We start from the raw sequence: 17704 nt of genomic DNA, 5'->3' as shown, positions 1-17704 counted from the left end.
CCTACCTCCGCACGCCGTCGAGCATCTTGAACCGGTGCAGGAGCCAGAGCAGCGGATCCTCCACCCGATAGGGGCGGATGCCGCCGGGGCCGACCTCGGCCTCGCCGGGCACCTCGCCGAGCGACGACAACGCGAAGAACGCGAAGTCGGCGTAGTTCTGCCGCAGGTAGCGGTCGAGCCCCCCGGCCTGCCAGCTCTCCAGCAGCGCCCGGACCTGCTCGTGCACGCCCTCGTGGTCGTCGAGGTCGAATGCCCCGGAGGGAGTCCGCGACCGGTGCAGCGCCGAGGACGTCTCGCGCCGCAGAGCGTCGATCTTGCTGAGCGCCACCGCCACGGGGATCTTCAACGGCCCGTCTCCGGTACGCAGCAGCTCCGTCACCCGGGCGATCACGTTCACCGGGTCGCTGTCGGGGTCGTCCGACGGCTTCTGCAACGAGGAGGGGTCGACCAGGAACACCACGGCATCGGCGGCCCGCAGGTAGCGCAGGTGCCGTTCGGTCACCTCGCGGCTGCGCAGGTCCTCGCCGGCCGTGTCGAACAGCACCAGCGTCAGCGCCGCCCGGCGGCTCCGGAACCGGCCCTTCACCGTCCGGGTCAGCAGGTAGACGAGCGGGTCGCGCAGGGTGTCGGTGACCGCCGACTGGGTGGCCCGCAACAACCGGTGCTCTCCGAAGAGCGGGCGGGCGAAGTCGCGGCGGTAGCGCTCGATCGTCCGGTCGTCGCACGGCACCAGCGACGCGTCGAGCTCGGCGCCGACCCGGTTCATCAGCTCGTGCAGCAGCACCGCGATGTACGTGCTCTTGCCCGACCCCTTCGCCCCCACCAGGGCGACGATCCGGCCGGGGTTGGCGCAGTACTCGGCGGCCAGCCCGCTGTGACACTCCGGGCAGACCCGCCGCCCGGTGTCGCGCCCGCACGTGGGGCAGTCGGCCCGCCGCCCCGGCCGCCGCACCTGGAAGACCGGCGGCAACGACGGGGGAGCGCCGCCGCGCAGCCGTCCGAGGAGCTCGTCGGCCACGGGCTCGCAGCCGCCGGAGCACCGGAACGCGATCCGGTCCTCGGCCACCCGGGCGAAGCAGTAGGGACAGGTGATCATGATCCCACCTTGAGCCGTCGCACCGGCGGCCCGACCAGTTCGACGCCGGGGGCGAAGCACTTCAGCCAGTACGGCTTCGCCCGCCGGGGCGCGGCGATCTCGAACCGGGCGGGGGTGCGCACCTCCGTCCATTCGGCCAGCACAGTGCCCTGATCCTCCGACAGCGGCTCCACCCGCCCCGGCCGCAGCACCAGCGCCAGCCGGGCCACCGAGACCGGCCGCTCCGCGTCGACCTCGACGACCAGCCGCCGCCGCCAGAACGGCCCGGTCCGGGACAGGTCGTACCGCACCGGCGTGGCGGCCTCCAGCGACCGGGACAGGCCCGGCCCGCGCAGCCGCACCCCGCCCACCAGCGCCGTCGGCACCACCTCGACCGTCACCGGCTCGTCCTCGGCCACGTCGACCCGGATGCCGCCCTGCGCTCGGTAGGACGCCGCGCTGACCAGCGTCGCCGTGCCGTTCACCACCACCTCGACCTCGGGCACGTCGGCCGGCCAGTCGAGCCCGACGTGGACCGTCCGGCCCAGGCGCTCGACGGTCACCGAGCGCGGCGGGGTGAGGTTGACGTGCTCCCGCGCGCCGCCGATCGTGGCCAGGTCGCCCGCCACGGTCACCGCCAGCAGCACCCCCGACCCCGCCCTGACCAGGTGGCCGTCGGGCGCGGGCAGCACCGCCAGCGCGCGGCCGGTGGCGCGGACCTCGGCCAGGGAGACCGTGGTGCCGTAGGGCCACGGCGGAGCGGTCTCCAGCAGCCGGAACTCGACGTGCCCGGCGGGCGGCGGCGCGCAGCGCAAAAGCACCTGGCCGTCGGGCGCGGGCTCGACGGTGAACGTCTCGACGGGCACCGGCCGGGCGTGCGGGGTGGCGCGGGCGCGGACCCCGGCCGTCGTCACGCCGCCCGAATAGACCGCCTTGACGAGGTAGACGTATCCGGTGCCGTTGCGCACCCTCCGGTCGGCGAAGCCGTCGCCGTCGATCTCGATCGGCGTCCCGTCGCGGGTCACCACGACTCCGGCCGCCAGGGGAGGCCGGGTCCAGCGGCCGGTCACCACGCCGTCGCCCGCCCGCACGTGCACGTCGGCGACCTCGGGCCGCACCGTGACGGGCGGTGCGGTCGTCACGCGGGCGGCGGCGGCGCCCCGGCGGGCCACCACGCCGTAGACGACCGGCTCGTCGACCGGCGGCGCGGGGTCGGTCACGCGGAACGGCTCGCCACCGTCGATGGGAACACCATTTCTCAGGATTTCGTACGATATTTCGCCCGCCTTCGACCTCGACGGCCGCCACGTCACGACCACCGACGCGTCGTCGGCCGTGGCCGTCACGTCCTCGGCGGGCAGCGGGGCCAGCCGCCGCTGCAGGTCGGCCGCCCCGGGCAGGTCGGGCACCCGGCGGAGCGCGTCGGCCAGCGCGAGCCAGGCCTCGTCCGAGTCGCGGGCGGCCAGCGCCTTGTCCCGCAGCGCCTCGGCGGCGGCCAGCCGGGCCCGGATCTCGGCCGCCAGCTCCGCGCCGGGCCCGTCGAGCCCGGTCAGGGTCGCGGCCAGGTCGGCCGCGGCGTGGATCTCCCCGGCGTCGGCCAGCTCCCGCAGCCGGGCCAGGGGCCCGCCCGCGACGCCGGTCTCCTGCCGCACCGCGAACACCAGCCGCCGCGCCTCGGCGGCGTCGAGCCCCAGGTCGTCGACGGCGTGGCGGAGCAGGGTGTCGTCGTAGGGGTGCTCGCGCACCCGTTCGCGCAACCGGGTCACCAGGTCGTAGCGGATCAGCGCCGCCGGGTCGGACCTCAGCGCGGTCAGCAGCGTGTCTGCCGCCGTCGTCCACGGGCCCCGCGTCCGCCGCCGCCAGTCGGCCTCCACCGCCGCGAGCGGCAGGCCGGCCGGTCGCAGCACCCGGTAGGGCCCCGCCTCGCCGAGCACGAAGGCGGCCAGGTGCCGCACCCCCAGCGTGTCGAGCGCGTCCCTGACCCGGTCGTAGGCGGCATAGGGCGAGACGGCCGGCAGCGCCTCCGGTGCGCCGACGGCGATCCCCAGTTCCCGGGCCAGCGGCTCCAGGTCGCAGCCGGTCGAGCGGGCGATGCCGTCGGCCACCTCCGGCGTGACCATCCGCAACCGCCCGGCCGCGTCGTCGAGCCGCCGCCGGGCCTCCTCCAGCCTGGCGCGGTCGCGGGCCCCGGCCTCGGCCAGCGCGCCGCGCAGCGGCCCGAGGTCGCCGCCCGCCGCCGCGTCGAAGACCGGGGCCAGCCGGGCGTGGTCGGCTTCGAGCCGGTCGACGAGCCGCCGGAACTTGAGCTGGCCGCGCTGCCGCCGCCAGCACTGCCGCACGGCCCTGACCGTGTCGCCGACGTCGGCGAGGTCGCGGCCCAGGGCGTACCGGACCAGCAGGTCCTCGGGCGGAGCGCCCGCCGCGCGGGCCGGATCGAGCACCTCCCGCACGTAGCGGGCCTCGTCGAAGGGCATCGCGGGGTCAGCTGACCGTCAGGTGCGACAGGCTCGCCCGCGACTCGGCGACGTCCTCCTCCGTCATGCCGCCGATCTGCACGTTCAGGTCGAGCTGCTGGCCGGTCTCGTGCTCGCGCGCGGTCACGTGGAGCAGCCCGGAGGTGTCGAGGGTGAACGTCACCTCGATCGGGAACCCGGCCGGTTTGCCCGGCGGGATGGCCAGGTCGCCCTCGGCGATCCGGTTGTTGTCCTCGACCGCCTCCGACGCCTCGGCCCCGGCCTGCTCCATCACCTCGATGGCGACCCGGGTCTGGAAGTCGTCGAGGGTGGCGAACCCCTCGGTCACGTCGGCGGGCAGCGGGTCGTTGGCCTGGACCAGGTGGGCGACGTACTCGCGGCGGGTGTTCACCGAGACGGCCTTGATGCCGAAGGCCCGCGAGGCGACGGTCTTGATCGTGCGTCCGGCGATGCGCTGCCGCTCGCCCGAGCTGAGGCCCGCGCGGGCGGCCATCTCCTCGGCCTGTTCGCGGGCTCCGCCCGCCAGCAGTCTCCGGTACGTCTCCTCGAAGGCGTACAGGGCCGCGCCCTTGGCCACCGCGAGGTCGGGGTCCTGCAACCGGGGCTGCACCCCGAGCTCCTTGGCCAGCGTCTCGGCCACCGACGGCATCTTCGCCGACCCGCCCACCAGCACCAGATGGTCGAACGACTCGACCCCCTTCGTCCGGGCAGTCGCCAGGGTCCGGCGGGTGATCTCGACCGTGCGGTCGAGCAGGTCGCGGGTGAGCCGCTCGAAGTCCTCGCGCGACACCTCGGCCTTGGCCACCCGGCCGTCGTGCATGACCCGGACGGTGTGCTTCGTGCGCGAGGTGAGCGACTTCTTCAGCTCCTCGGCGTCGCGGCGTAACTGCTGCTCGGTCTGCTTGTCGTCGAGCGGGTCGGTGACGTCGGGGTGTTCCAGCCGGAACCGTTCGGCCAGCAGCTCGACCAGGCGGTCGTCCCAGTCGGCGCCGCCCAGCTCGTGGTCGCCGTCGGTGCAGACGACCTCGATGTCGCCGCCGGTCAGGGTGATGACGGTGGTGTCGAAGGTGCCGCCGCCCAGGTCGTACACGAGGATCCGGCAGTCTTCGCCCGGGTTGAGCACGCCGTAGGTGATCGCGGCGGCGATCGGCTCGGAGATGATGTCGATCACGTTGAGCCCGGCGATCCGCCCCGCCTTGCGGGTCGCGTCGCGCTCGGCCGCGCCGAAGTAGGCCGGGACGGTGATGACGACGTCCTCGACGCGGGAGCCGGTGGCCATCTCGGCGTCGGCGGCCAGCTTGCGCAGCACGAAGGCCGAGATCTCCTCGGGCGTGTAGGGGCGGCCGTGCATGGTGCGGGTGACGTCGAGGCCCATGTCGCGCTTGATCCGGCTGACCACCAGGTCGGGTTCGAGGACCGCGCTGTCCTTGGCGGTCTGGCCGACCACGACGTTGTCGGGGGTCTCGAAGAACACCACCGAGGGGGTCGTGTCGGCGTCTTCGGCGTTGCGGTGGACCGTCGGCCGGCTCACGTCGTCGACGCTCGCGATGCAGGAGTAGGTGGTGCCCAGGTCGATGCCGTGCACGGCCATCAGTCGATCTCCTCTTTTCCTATGACGACCCCCGCCTTGCGCAGCACCCGCTCCCCGGAGCGGAACCCCTCGCTGACCACGCTCACGACCGTGTTCGGCGGACCTTCGGCCGTGCCCGCGGGCCGGTGGAGCGCGGGGTCGTAGGCGTCCCCCTCGGCCACCTCGATCCGGTCGGCGCCGGTCCGGGCCAGCACCTCGGCGACCTCCTCGGCGATGGCCTCCAGCAGGGCGCGCGAATGGCCCGGGTCCAGCCGGGCCGCCTCGCGGGTGACCGTGTCGTGGAGCCGGTAGAGGCCGTTGCGGACCGGGGTGAGCGCCTCCTGGAGCAGGCCGTGGCGCAGTTCCTGGTTCTCGGCGTGCAGCCGGTCGATGATCTGCTCGCGGTGGGCGGCGCGTTCGTGCTCCCGTCCGACCTCCTCCGTGAGCCGCGCCAGGGTCGCCGCGAGGTCGGAGGTGAGGTCGTGCTCAGGAAGCATGCGAATCCGTTCAGCGAGACGCGGACGGCCGAAGGCCGGCCGTGGTTCGCGTGGTGAATCTGCCTGGAGATAGGGTCCGGAGAAGCCTGGCGCCGTCCACAGTTTCAGGAAATTTCCTGCGGCGCGCAACAGAAATGGCTATTGCCGTATATCGGTGAGACGTTCGACCAGAACCCGTACACAGCGCGGATCGAACGCGATCGTGTAGTGGTTGCAGTCGGGCACCACCTCGTCGGCGAGCGCGGGCAGCTCCGCGCGCCAGGCCTCCGCCAGGGGGTCGGGGAGCAGGCCCACCTCCTGGTTCAGCAGCCCGCGAGGGGCCCTGATCAGCGACAACGGGTGGGCGATGGCGTGCAGGGCGGCGCTGATGGCGTCCGTCTCCGACAACAACCAGCGGCCGTCGGTGCGGACCGCCTCCTCGACCGCGCGCGACCGGACCCCGCCCTCGACGGGCAGGGCGTCGTAACGGACATAGCGCTCGACGGCCGGCGACCAATCCTGCAAGGCAGGGTGTTGTTGAAAAAAGGCGACATAAGAATCTTCATCGGGAAATATCTGGCTAAGTCGGGTGAGGGCCGGGCCGAGGGTCGCCTCCAGCGTCTGGTCGACGTCCCGGCCGGGCGGCAGGGGGAGCGGCAGGCCGCCGTCGACCAGCACCGTCTTCGCGTAGGTCCGCTGGACGGAGTGCAGCACGGCCACATAGGCGCCCATCGAGTGGCCGGTCAGCACCGTCGTCTCGTCGGCGCCCAGATGCTCGGCGACGCGCCCCACGTCGTCGGCGTGCGCCCGCAGCCCGAAGGGGCCGGGCACGTCGCGGCTGTGGCCCCGGCCGCGCAGGTCCATCGCGGCCAGCGTCCAGCCCTCGGGGAGGGCCTCGCCGACGGCCGCCCAGGCCATCAGCGACGCGGTGATGCCGTGCACGGCGATGATCAGGCGGGGGCCGGCGCCGAACCGGGCCAGGCGGAGTTCGCCGCCGGGCACGGGGACGTTCTCTACGTACATCCCGCCATCCTGTCCCACGAACACGCCTGTTTATGCTCGGGGGGTGAGTGCGCGCGTGACCGTGATCGAACACGAGGCCGAAGCCGGTTTGGGCTACTTCGCCGGGTGGCTCGGTGACGTTGTGGTCCACCGGCCCTACCTGGGCGACGCCCTGCCCGGCGACCCCGGAGACGGCCTGCTGGTCCTCGGCGGCGCGGCGTCGGCGTGGGACGACGAGAACCACCCGTGGTTGCCCGCCACCCGGGCGCTGCTGCGCGCCGCGGTCGAGCACGAGGTGCCGACCCTCGGCGTCTGCCTGGGCGCCCAGCTCATGACCCTCGCATGTGGCGGCCAGGTTACGCGCGGCGGAAACGGCCTCGAAGTCGGGCTCGGCGAGATCGTGCCGGTGGCGGACGACCGGCTGTTCGGCCATCTGACCGGCCCGGTCCCGGCGATCCAGTATCACCAGGACGCGATGACCGTCCTTCCGGATGGAGCGGTGCTGATCGCCACAGGCGCCCAGTATCCCCACCAGGCGTTCCGTATAGGGCATAACGCGTGGGGGGTGCAATTCCACCCGGAGGCCACTCCGGCCATTTTCGCGCAGTGGACGACGGAGTTGACAACACACCCCGCCGAAGAGTTGAACGAGCAGGTCAGTGCGGCCGAAGCTGGTCTGGTGGCCGCATGGAGGCCGCTGGCCGAGGCGTTCGCGGCGGTCGTCGCGGAAAACGCGCGTAGTGGCTCGATTACGGTCCGAAACCACTAACGACGTCGCACAAGCCGTGGGGTTACCGTGTGCGAAAGTTTGCGACACGGCCATGAAACTGAGAAACGCGGGGTAACAGGTCAAGTGGTCATGTCGCGAGGATTCCTCCTGGAAAAGGAAGACCATTGCGCATTGACGTCGCGGACATCGAGGCGGAGGAAGGACCGGTGAACGCCGCGTTCCGGATGCAGACCACCGCCGGGCGCCTGGCCCGCCTCGGATTCGCCGATGGCGCCAGGGCCGAACGGCTGCTGGACGCGCTCGGCCCCGAGGCCGTCGCCGACTTCGACCTCCTTGACGACCTGGTCTCCGCCGCCGACCCCGACCTCGCCCTGACCTCGCTGAGCCGGCTGGTCGAACGCGACCCGAGCGTGCTCGGCGCGCTGCGCGCCGACCCCGGCCTGCGCCGCCGCCTGCTGCGGGTGCTCGGCCTGAGCGCCGCCCTCGGCGACCACGTGGTCCGCCACCCCGAACACGTCACCGGCCCCGACCCGGAAGAACCGCTGACCCACCGCGAGGAGCTGCTGTTCGCCGTCGGCGCCGACCCCGCGCGGCCCGAGCCGGTCGCCTCGGGCGAGCACGCCCTCGACGCCCTGCGCGCCTCCTACCGTGGCCGCCTGCTCCACCTCGCCGGGCTCGACGTCACCGGTGTGCTGACCCTCGCCGAGATCGCCGCCGAGTTGTCCGACCTGGCCGCCGCCGCCCTCGACGCCGCGCTCGCCATCGCGCGCGCCGAGACCCCCGGCTGGGAGCAGGCCCGGCTGGCCGTCATCGGCATGGGCAAGTGCGGCGCCCGCGAGCTCAACTACATCTCCGACGTCGACGTCGTCTTCGTGGCCGAGCCGAAGGAGGGCGTCGACGAGGCGCTGGCCCTGAAGTCGGCGACCAAGCTGGCTCAGGCCATGATGCGGGCCTGCTCGACCAGCACCCCCGAGGGCTCGTTGTGGGAGGTCGACGCCGGGCTGCGCCCCGAGGGCAAGATGGGCCCGCTGGTGCGCACCCTCGACAGCCACCTCACCTACTACCGTCGCTGGGCCAAGACCTGGGAGTTCCAGGCACTGCTGAAGGCGCGGCCGGTCGCCGGCGACATGGAACTCGGCGCTGAGTACGTCGAGCTCGTCAACGACATGGTGTGGGAGGCGGCCGCCCGCGAGAACTTCGTGGAGGACGTGCAGGCCATGCGCCGCCGGGTCGAGGCCCACGTACGCGGTTCGGAGGCCGAGCGGCAGATCAAGCTCGGGCCCGGCGGGCTGCGCGACATCGAGTTCGCGGTGCAGCTCCTCCAGCTCGTGCACGGCCGGACCGACCCGCTGCTGCGCCGCAGGGCCACCCTGCCCGCGCTGGCCGCCCTGTCGCGCGGCGGCTACGTCGGGCGCGACGACGCCAAGGCGCTGGCCGAGGCCTACTCGTTCCTGCGCCACGTCGAGCACCTGCTCCAGCTCCACCGGTTGCGGCGCACCCACGTCGTGCCGTCCGACAGCGCCGACCTGCGCCGGATCGGCCGGGGTCTGGGCATGGTGACCGACCCGGTCGGCGAGTTCACCACGACCTGGAAGCGCCACGCGCTGGAAGTGCGGCGGCTGCACGAGAAGCTCTTCTACCGCCCGCTGCTCCAGGCCGCCGCCCGGCTGCCCTCAGAGGAGGCCCGCTTGTCGACGTCGGCCGCTCACGTGCGGCTGGAGGCGCTCGGTTACGCCGACCCGTCCGGGGCCCTGCGCCACATCAGCGCGCTGACCAGCGGCGTCTCCCGGCGCGCGGCGATCCAGCGCACGCTGCTGCCGGTCATGCTCGGCTGGTTCGCCGACGCCCCCGACCCCGACGCGGGCCTGCTCGGCTTCCGGCAGATCAGCGACAAGCTCGGCGCCACCCCCTGGTACCTGCGCATGCTCCGCGACGAGACGGCCGTGGCCGAACGCCTGGCCCGGCTGCTCGGCACCTCGCGCTACGTCACGACCCTGCTGCTGCACTCACCCGACGCGGTGGCCATGCTCGGCTCGGCCTCCGACCTGGCCGTCCGCCCGGTCGAGGCCCTCCACGCCGAGGCCAACGCGGCCGTCGCCCGCTACGGCCAGGACGCCGAGTCGTCGGTGGCGGCGGTCCGCGCGCTGCGCCGGCGCGAGTTGTTCCGGGTGGCCTGCGCCGACCTCGGCGGCCACCTCGACATCGAGGGCGTCGGGCAGGCGCTGTCGGAGCTCAACGACGCGACCATCGAAGGCGCGCTCAACGCGGCCGTCCGCAAGGTGACCGAGGAACGCCGGGGCGAGTTCCCGACCCGGATGGCGGTCATCGCGATGGGGCGGCTGGGGGGCTTCGAGTGCTCGTACAGCAGCGACGCCGACGTCATGTTCGTGCACGCCCCGCTCCCCGGCGCGGAGGAGAAGGACGCCACCGACGCCGCCCACGCGGTCGCCGAGGAGCTGCGCCGCCTGCTGGTCCTCCCGACGCCCGAGCCGCCGCTGGCCGTCGACGCGGGCCTGCGCCCCGAAGGCCGCCAGGGCCCGCTGGTCCGCACGCTCTCCTCCTACCGCGCCTACTACGAACGCTGGTCGTCGCCGTGGGAGGCCCAGGCGCTCCTGCGGGCCCGCTTCTGCGCCGGCGACTTCGACCTGGGCACCGAGTTCACGGCCCTGATCGACCCGCTGCGCTACCGCGAAGAGGGCCTGGCCCCCGACGCGCTGCTGCAGATCCGCAAGCTCAAGGCCCGGATGGAGGCCGAACGCCTGCCCCGCGGCGCCGACCCGACCCTCCACACGAAGCTGGGACGCGGCGGCCTGTCCGACGTGGAGTGGGTGGCCCAGCTCCTCCAGCTCCGCCACGCGGGCACGGTCCCCGCCCTGCGCACCACGCGCACCCTCGACACGTTGCGCTCGGCGGTCGGCGAGGGACTGCTGGACGCGGCCGACGAGCAGACCCTCGCGGACGCCTGGCGCTTCGCCTCCCGCGTCCGCGACGCGATCATGCTGGTGAAGGGCCGGTCGGCCGACTCGATCCCCGGCCTGGTGCGCGAACGCGCACTGGTGTCGCGGGCCCTGGGCTATCCGCCGGACGGGTCGGAGGACTTCATCGACGACTACCGGCGCACCACCCGCCGGGCGCGGGCCGTGGTGGAGCGGGTCTTCTACGAAGACTGACCACCGGGACTGATCACCGGAAGCGGTCGAACGGATACCGCCTGCGCAGCGCGACCAGCACGGCGACGACCAGCAGCACCCCCAGTACCCCGACGGCCCCCCACCAGAACGGCACCTCGGCCCGCGCCGTGGCCGCGTCGGTCGCGCACACGAGAGGCGTGTCGTCACCCGCACGGGCGACGCACGCCACGGCCGTCAGCGGGCGGGCGCCCGCCTGCCCGCCCACGTCGACGGTGACCGTGAACCGGGCGTCCGCACCCGCGGGGATCCGGGTCGTCCAGTGCACGCCGTCGGCGACGAGCCGTCCCTCGGGACGCGCGGAGACGAGCACCAGGCCGGGCGCCAGGGCGTGGCTGACGTCGAGGGCCGGGCTGTCGCCGGTCCCGAGATTGCGCACGGTCGTGGTGTACGTGACCCGGTCGCCGGGCCCGACGGTCTCGCGGTCGGCGTCGACAGTGATGGAAATCGAAGAAGGGCGCGCCGTTTCTTCCGAATACGTCATGGATTCCCCCGAATCGCCACCCGGAGTTTCCCGGGAATGAACGGCGACCAAGAATAGGACCGGGTAAATCCGCAGGTCCGGCGTTCGGCTCCGGTGGGGGATCGTATTCCGCGGGCACGAAGGGTGATCACCCGGTTGCGGTGCCGCCCGCAGGGGTGTATCACGGTCCAGTGGTGTCGTACTACGTAGATCTGGCCATCGGCCTGATCCTGGCGTTCCTGCTCTTATCCCTGCTCGTCAGCGGGTTGAACGAGGGCATCGTCCGATTACTCGGCATCCGGAGCAAATTCCTCTGGGCCTACCTGCGCGACACCCTCGACGGCGGCGAGCAGATCCACCGGGTGAACGGGTTCCTCCGGTGGCTCGACCGCCGCCTGCGCGGGGTCACCGTGCTGGGCCGCCGGTTCCGCAGCACCCTCGCCGACCTGCTGCCGCCCGTCCGCAACTCCACGCGGTCCCGCTTGCCGGCGACCGTCCTGGGCGTCTTCGTGAAACTCCCCTTCGGCAAGGACCCCCGCCCCAAGTTCAGCCCCAGCCCCGCCCCGGTCGACATCGCCCCCGCGACCCCCGAGCAGGCCCCCGCCCACCAGGGCGAACCCTTCACCGACCTGCTCCACGAGCGGCTCCAGGAGATCGACGAGGCCCGCCAGGGCAAGACCTCGATCGCCGAGATCCCCCCGTCCCGCTTCAGCGTCGCCCTCCTGGAGATCGCCAGCGAACGCGGCGGCGTCGACGCCCTGCTGGCCGAGCTGAAGCGCCTCGACTCCCCGCTCTACCGCCCGCTGGCCGGCCTGTGGGCCAAGGCCGGGGTCGACCTGGAGACGTTCCGCAAGGGCGTCGAAGAGTGGTTCGACGGTGAGATGGAACGCCTGACCGTGCTCTACCGCCGCTACGTGCGCGTCGCGGTCGGCATGCTGTCGCTCGTGGTGACCCTGGTGTTCAGCATGGACTCCCTCGAATACGGCAAGACCCTGCTCAACGACAGCGCCTACCGCTCGGCCATCGCCGCCTTCGCCGAACAGGGCGAAGAGGCCCTGGCCCCGATCAAAGACCAGTGCGCGCCCGGAGCCGACACCTACGTGTGCGTGACCGAGGTGCTGAGCACCCCGGCCTTCGTGAAGATCTTCACCCACGCCCCGGTGAGCGTGGAGATCCCCGGCACGGGGACTCCGGTGTGGAAGTGGGGCGGCGGCGACTGGTGGGACCGGCTCAAGAGCCCGAGCCACTGGCCGGGCTTCCTGCTGACGCTGGTGGCGCTGCTGTTCGGCTCGTCGTTCTGGTGGGACATGCTCCGCCGCCTCACCGGCCTGAAGTCGAAGGCCCCGAGCACCTCCCAGGGCTAAGCTATGACGCGGTGATTGCGTCACCCTATTATGGACGCATGTTGTACCCCACCCCGCGACCGACCAGCTCCGACGAGAGGGTGCTGGAAGAGATCGACCAGATGCGGGAGGCTCTGCGGCACCAGGTGCGGGCCGCCCCCGCCAAATGGACGTCGGGGATGCGGAAGTACCTCACCGCCGATCTGGTGGCAGCGTCGAACTCCATCGAAGGGTTCCGGGTGTCCACGGTCGACGTGGAAGACCTGTTCGCGGGGGAGCGCGACGTCGACGTCTCCGCCGTCGACCGGGAGGAGACGCTCGCCTACCAGCGCATGATGACCTACGTCCAGACGCTGCACGACGCCGCCGACTTCCGCTATGGAAAAGGGCTGCTCAACGGACTGCACTGGATGTTGCAGGGCCATCGGCACACTCCGCGCTCGCCCGCCGGCCAGTGGCGGCGCGGGCCGGTCTACGTCAGCGACGCGCGCGACCCCAGCATCGCCGCCTATACGGCGCCCGGCGCGGCGGACGTGCCCGCGCTGATGGCCGAACTGGTCGACTGGCTGAACACGCTCGACGGCAGCCATCCGCTGGTCCGGGCCGCGATGGCGCACCTGCATCTCGTCTCGATCCACCCGTGGGCCGACGGCAACGGGCGGCTGTCGCGGTCGCTGCAGACGCTCATGATCGGCCGTGAGGGGGTGCTGGCGCCCGAGTTCTCCTCCATCGAGGCGTGGCTGGGCCGCCCGGGAAACACCTGGGACTACTATCGCGAGCTGGCCGCCCGAGGCGCCGACTACCGGCCTGACCAGGACGTCTCGTCGTGGGTGCGGTTCAACCTGGTCGCCTATCACCAGCAGGCGCAGACCGTGGCGAAGCGGATCGAACGTTCGGGCCGGGTGTGGGAGGCGCTTGAGGCGTTCGTCCGGGCGTTGGGCCTCGATTCCCGCATGGCCACGGCCCTGCACGACGTCGCCATGGAGGGCCGGGTGCGCCGCAGCCGCTACGAACAGGCCGAGGCCCTGAGCGTGCAGCAGGCGCAGCGGGATCTCCGCGACCTCACGGTCGCGGGCGTCATCGAGTCGGTCGGGCGGACCAGGGCCCGCTTCTACACCGTGGGACCCCGGTTTCCCGAGGAGGTGCGCGAGATCGCCCGCGAGCCGTTCACGCTCATCGATCCCTACCGGCAGGCCTAGACGAGTAGTTCCGAATGGCTCAGTGGTCGTAAGCGATCAATGATCGGGCTATTGGCGCTCCGGTTGTGCGGTTGTGCCAGATCGCGCAGGTCAACGCCAGAATCCGCTGAGCCACCCGGACACCGACGCCTTCAATGGTCCGGCCGCCGTGCTGTTCGAGGCCGAGCTGGCCCTTCAGGGTGTCGTTGACGGACTCGATCAGCTGGCGGACCGTCTTGAGCAGCGCTTCCCCCGGACGAGGTCTGCCGCGGTTGCGGTAGGAAGGCCGCAGCAGGCTGACACCCCGGGCGGCCAGGAACCTATCGAGCTCAGCGGCGATGTAGCCCTTGTCTGCCAGGATCAGCAGCCCGGGCCGGGCGGTCAGCAGGTCGGGTTCCAGGTCGCAAATGGCCATCAGCACCTGGCGTTCGTCGACCTTCGGGTCGGCCAGGGCCCAGGTGATCGGCAGACCGGCCGGGGTGCAGATCAGATGAAGTTTCAGCCCCCAGTAGAAGCGCGAGTGGGAGTGGCAGTAGCCGTAGCTCGCCCAGCCGGCCAGGTCCGAGCGCAGCACGGCAGGCCGGGAGCGGACGCACTCCACCGGGGTGGAGTCCACGATCCAGCACGAGTCCAGCCACAGGTCGGTGTCGGCCGCCAGCGACCGGATCACCGCCTTGGCCAGCGGCAACGCCGCGCGTAGACGCTTGTTGTAGCCCGGCCGCTGGGGCAGGTAGGGGAACATGCCGCGCAGGTGGGCGTGGGCGAAGCGCAGCCATCGGGCTTCGCCATGGAATCCCAGGATGGCCTGAGCCACGGCCAGGGTGAGCAGTTCGGCATCGGTGAGCCAGGGTGGGCGTCCACGTCGCCGTCGGGTCTTCAATCGGTCATCGATGTGGACGTACAGTGCCGTCAAGAGGGTGTCTAATTCGGTCGTCACAACCCGATGTTGGACACCCTCCCCACGTCTGAGAAGCCAGCTTTTGGAACTACTCGTCTAGTCGAGCAGCGTCCGTTCCAGCACCGAGATCACCCAGTCGGCCCAGCGTTCCACGCCCCACCCCCGGTCGACCATCAGCGCGTGGATCGCCGGGGTGCTGAACAGCGCCCAGATCACGTCGGCCGCCTCCGCCGTCGGCACCCGCAGCCCCGGTTCCAGCGACTCGGCGATCTTCGTCATGTCGGCCAGGCGGCGCTGCTCGTAGACCTGGTACGCCGCCCCGATCTCCGCGTCGCCTCCTGCCGCGACGTGGAAGGCGTGCATGAGCGGCAGGGCCTTCGGCATGCCCTCGACCACCACGTCGCGGAAGCGGCGCAGGGCGGCGTGCGCGTCGGGTGACTCCATGACCTCGCGCAGCGGGGCGCGTTCGATCACCGGGACGGGGGTGTCGTCGCCGGCGAGGGCGCGGTCGACGGCGGCGAGCAGCAGTGAGGCCTTGCCGCCCTGGCCGTAGACGGTCTCCACCGACACCCCGGCGCGGGCGGCGACGTCTTTCATGGTCGTCGCGGCATAGCCCTTCTCGACGAAGCACGCCGTGGCGGCCTCGATCACGGCGGCCTGGGTGCGCCGGGCCTGTTCCTCGCGCAGGGGCGAGCGGTAGCGCCTTGACGCGTCCGGCTTTTTGGCTACAGTCATCATGTATCCAATCAAGTTCGACTGGTTCGAATACTGTAGCAAAGGAGACGTGATGGCGGCCACGACCACCGAACCGCCCCAGGCCCTGCGTCCGGAGGGGAGCGTGTCGCGGGTCATCGCGGCCGACCCCGCCCATCTCTACGAATGGGTGGCCGACGTCACCCGTACACCCGAATGGAGCCCCGAGACCCGCCGGTGCGACTGGCTCGGCGACGGGCGCGGGGTGGGCGCGCGGTTCCAAGGGCTCAATGTGTACGGCTTATGGCGCTGGACCCGCGAGTGCGAGGTCGTCGCCGCCGACCCCGGACGCGAGTTCGCGTTCCGCACGGTCCCGGCCGGCCGCGTCACCGACTCGACGATCTGGAGCTACCGCTTCGAGCCCGCCGACGGCGGCACCCGGGTCACCCACGCCTACGAGATGGTGCGCCGCATGACGCGGGGCCAGCAGCGCGCGGCGGCCCTGATGCTGCCCCGCCACCGCGACCGCCGCCCCGACATGGCCCGCTCGCTCGACCGCATGGCCGACCTGGTCGAAGGCCGCGCCAACGCCCGCCAGCCTTCGCTGGGTCAGGCATGCACGGCCGAGGGCCCGATCCCGCTGGGCACCATGTACGTGATGCACCACGCCTTCCGGCGGGACCTGCGCGACCTGTCCCGCGCGGTGCCCGCCACCCCGCTCACCGACCACGAGGCCTGGGCCGCCCTCGCCCGCCGCTGGACCGCCTTCGCCACCACGCTGCACCACCACCACACCATCGAGGACACCGCGATCTGGCCCCGCGTCCGGGAACGCGCCGACGTGGCAGCGACGATGGCCGCGATGGAGGCCGAGCACGACCTGATCGACCCGCTGCTCGACAGGTGCGCCGAAGGTTTCCGGGGGATGGCCCTGATCCCCGACGCCCGCACCCGCGAGACCCTGGCCGCCGACGTCACCCGCTTCCGCGACGTGCTCGAAGACCACCTCGCCCACGAGGAGACCGAGGCGCTGCCGCTCATCCAGCGCCACCTGTCGCTGGCGGCCTGGCAGGACAGCGAGCAGGCCGCCAAGGCCGAGTTCAAGCTCGCCGACCTGAGCTTCACCCTGCCGTGGACGGCGCTGGAAGTGCCCCCCGACACCTTCCGCGAGGCCCTCGCCGACGCCGGGCCGATGCTGCGGCTGCTCCTGGCCCTGACCCGCCGCCGCTTCCTCCGCGAGCACCGCGTCGCCTTCAGATGGGCGTCATGAGACGCGCCCTGACCGGCCTCGCCGTCGCGGTCCTCTTCGGCGCCCTGGCAGCTCCAGCCGCAGCGGCCCCCTCGGGCTGCACGGGCCGTCACGACTACAAGACCTACATCGTCGCCTGCACGACGGGCGACGGCTCCTACCGGGCCTGGATCACCTGCATGACCGTCGCCGGGCCGGGCGGGATGGTCTGGCGCTCCACCACCTACGGCCCGTGGGCCACGCCCGGTCCCGGGACGAGCTCAGCGGCGACGTGCGGGGGCACGCCGCTGATGGCCGGAACGCAGTTCGGCTGAACGAGCGCCTTGGCGTACACCCCGACCATCAGGTCACGGAACGACCGGTAGCGCACGGCTCCCGTTCGCCGTCGGTCGCCGGGCACCCTGGTGACCGTGGCCGACGAAGCGTCGAGGGGAGACGTGCATGAGCGACATCTCGTGGGAGCGGCTGGCCGGTCTGGTGGAGTGGCTCGACCGGTCGAGCCCCGACGGCCCGGAACGCCCGCTCCTCCGCGTCCTCAAGATCACCGAAGAGGCGGGCGAGGCCGCCGAGGCCGTGATCGGCCTGCTGGGCCACAACCCCCGCAAGGCCCGCACCAACACTCGCCAGGACGTCGTGGACGAACTGTGCGACGTCGCCGTCACCGCCCTCATCGCCCTCGCCTCCTTCAGTGACGACCCCCGGAGGGACTACGAGTCCCACGTGGCGAAGGTCGCCGAACGGGCCGGGATACCGGCCCGGCAGCCCCCTCCGAGGTTCCCCGTCTCGGTCAAGGGCGTCGTCGTCCGCGACGACCGCGTCCTGCTGCTCCGCAACGAACGGGACGAATGGGAACTCCCCGGCGGCCGCCTCGAACCAGGGGAGGACCCGGCCGGCCGCCTGGCCCGGGAGATCGAGGAGGAGACCGGCTGGCAGGCCGAGATCGGCCCGATCCTCGACGTGTGGCAGCACCGCATCGCCGAGGGCGCCGACGCCCTGATCGTCACCTACGGCGTCACAGTCACCACCGGCCAGCCCCGGGTCCTCAGCGACGAACACGGGGAGATCGGCCTGTTCACCGCACCGGAGGCCGCCGCGCTACGGATGCCGGAGAACTACAAACGCTCGATCGCCACCTGGTTCGCAGGGAAAAGAGAAAGGCCACCGGCGGAAACCGGTGGCCTGTCCCGAGTCGACGATCAGACGTCGTAGTAGAGCTCGAACCAGCACCTGCGGTTCCCCCAGTAGATCTCTGACAGGAGATACGGCTCTCAACGTCTCTCGGAGACTTCCAGTGTTTCACCACCTCGGGTGCGTAGCTGCTCGGGCTTTTGAGTCGGACCGCTGCTGTCGGCTTGGGGGGCCTTT

The 17704-nt window shown here is 72.1% G+C and carries 15 protein-coding genes; 7 read left to right on the top strand and 8 right to left on the bottom strand.

All coding sequences use genetic code 11. The features are described from left to right. Position 1 precedes the first annotated feature (1 nt). The 5 genes from GT755_RS14415 to GT755_RS14395 all read right to left on the bottom strand — a co-directional run bounded on the left by GT755_RS14415 (position 2) and on the right by GT755_RS14395 (position 6618). The gene (locus GT755_RS14415) at positions 2–1096 is read right to left on the bottom strand and encodes a TRAFAC clade GTPase domain-containing protein (RefSeq protein ID WP_161480228.1); all 1095 of its coding nucleotides are present in this window, start codon (positions 1094–1096) and stop codon (positions 2–4) included. Then, positions 1093–3549, bottom strand: coding sequence for a hypothetical protein (locus GT755_RS14410; RefSeq protein ID WP_161480227.1), 2457 nt, complete (start codon positions 3547–3549; stop codon positions 1093–1095). The genes GT755_RS14415 and GT755_RS14410 overlap by 4 nt, the downstream gene beginning before the upstream one ends. A 7-nt stretch (positions 3550–3556) precedes the next feature. Next, positions 3557–5140 carry an Hsp70 family protein gene (locus tag GT755_RS14405; protein WP_161480226.1) on the bottom strand — a complete coding sequence of 528 codons (1584 nt, stop codon included), beginning with the start codon at positions 5138–5140 and terminating at the stop codon, positions 3557–3559. Further along, entirely contained in the window at positions 5140–5616 is a 477-nt protein-coding gene (locus tag GT755_RS14400) for a nucleotide exchange factor GrpE (protein WP_161480225.1), read from the bottom strand. Before GT755_RS14400 ends, GT755_RS14405 begins: the two co-directional genes overlap by 1 nt. A gap of 138 nt (positions 5617–5754) precedes the next feature. Continuing rightward, complete coding sequence (locus tag GT755_RS14395; RefSeq protein WP_161480224.1) at positions 5755–6618, bottom strand: alpha/beta fold hydrolase; 864 nt, start codon at positions 6616–6618, stop codon at positions 5755–5757. Between the two features lie 43 nt (positions 6619–6661). Between GT755_RS14395 and GT755_RS14390 the strand changes: the two genes are divergently transcribed. Together GT755_RS14390 and GT755_RS14385 are read left to right on the top strand one after the other, a co-directional pair. Beyond that, a complete protein-coding gene (locus tag GT755_RS14390; RefSeq protein ID WP_328794347.1) occupies positions 6662–7366 on the top strand; it encodes a type 1 glutamine amidotransferase in 705 nt (234 codons plus the stop codon). Positions 7367–7551: 185 nt separating this feature from the next. After that, positions 7552–10497 (top strand): bifunctional [glutamine synthetase] adenylyltransferase/[glutamine synthetase]-adenylyl-L-tyrosine phosphorylase, encoded by a 2946-nt coding sequence (locus GT755_RS14385; protein ID WP_161480622.1) that lies wholly within the window; start codon positions 7552–7554, stop codon positions 10495–10497. A gap of 13 nt (positions 10498–10510) precedes the next feature. Here the strand turns inward: GT755_RS14385 and GT755_RS14380 are convergent, their stop codons facing one another. Further along, entirely contained in the window at positions 10511–10999 is a 489-nt protein-coding gene (locus tag GT755_RS14380) for a DUF11 domain-containing protein (RefSeq protein WP_161480222.1), read from the bottom strand. A gap of 173 nt (positions 11000–11172) precedes the next feature. On the opposite strand from GT755_RS14380, the gene GT755_RS14375 reads away from it, so the two are divergent. Both GT755_RS14375 and GT755_RS14370 read left to right on the top strand, forming a co-directional pair. Next, positions 11173–12342, top strand: a complete 1170-nt coding sequence (locus tag GT755_RS14375) for a hypothetical protein (protein WP_328794346.1) — start codon at positions 11173–11175, stop codon at positions 12340–12342. Between the two features lie 38 nt (positions 12343–12380). Then, positions 12381–13520, top strand: a complete 1140-nt coding sequence (locus GT755_RS14370; RefSeq protein ID WP_161480220.1) for a Fic family protein — start codon at positions 12381–12383, stop codon at positions 13518–13520. A gap of 19 nt (positions 13521–13539) precedes the next feature. On the opposite strand, the gene GT755_RS14365 is transcribed toward GT755_RS14370, so the two are convergent. Together GT755_RS14365 and GT755_RS14360 are read right to left on the bottom strand one after the other, a co-directional pair. Then, positions 13540–14436 (bottom strand): IS982 family transposase, encoded by an 897-nt coding sequence (locus GT755_RS14365; protein WP_161480219.1) that lies wholly within the window; start codon positions 14434–14436, stop codon positions 13540–13542. Positions 14437–14493: 57 nt separating this feature from the next. Further along, the gene (locus GT755_RS14360; protein ID WP_161480218.1) at positions 14494–15132 is read right to left on the bottom strand and encodes a TetR/AcrR family transcriptional regulator; all 639 of its coding nucleotides are present in this window, start codon (positions 15130–15132) and stop codon (positions 14494–14496) included. 52 nt (positions 15133–15184) lie between these two features. Between GT755_RS14360 and GT755_RS14355 the strand changes: the two genes are divergently transcribed. From GT755_RS14355 to GT755_RS38585, 3 genes are all read left to right on the top strand, one after another. Next, complete coding sequence (locus GT755_RS14355) at positions 15185–16360, top strand: hemerythrin domain-containing protein (protein WP_161480217.1); 1176 nt, start codon at positions 15185–15187, stop codon at positions 16358–16360. Beyond that, complete coding sequence (locus GT755_RS14350; RefSeq protein ID WP_161480216.1) at positions 16357–16653, top strand: hypothetical protein; 297 nt, start codon at positions 16357–16359, stop codon at positions 16651–16653. The genes GT755_RS14355 and GT755_RS14350 overlap by 4 nt, the downstream gene beginning before the upstream one ends. A 127-nt stretch (positions 16654–16780) precedes the next feature. Continuing rightward, complete coding sequence (locus tag GT755_RS38585; RefSeq protein WP_202610032.1) at positions 16781–17548, top strand: NUDIX domain-containing protein; 768 nt, start codon at positions 16781–16783, stop codon at positions 17546–17548. Positions 17549–17704 lie beyond the last annotated feature (156 nt).

Origin of the sequence: Herbidospora solisilvae, from assembly GCF_009901565.1 — a bacterium.
GTDB lineage: Bacteria > Actinomycetota > Actinomycetes > Streptosporangiales > Streptosporangiaceae > Herbidospora > Herbidospora solisilvae.
This window is presented reverse-complemented; position numbering and strand designations above follow the sequence as displayed.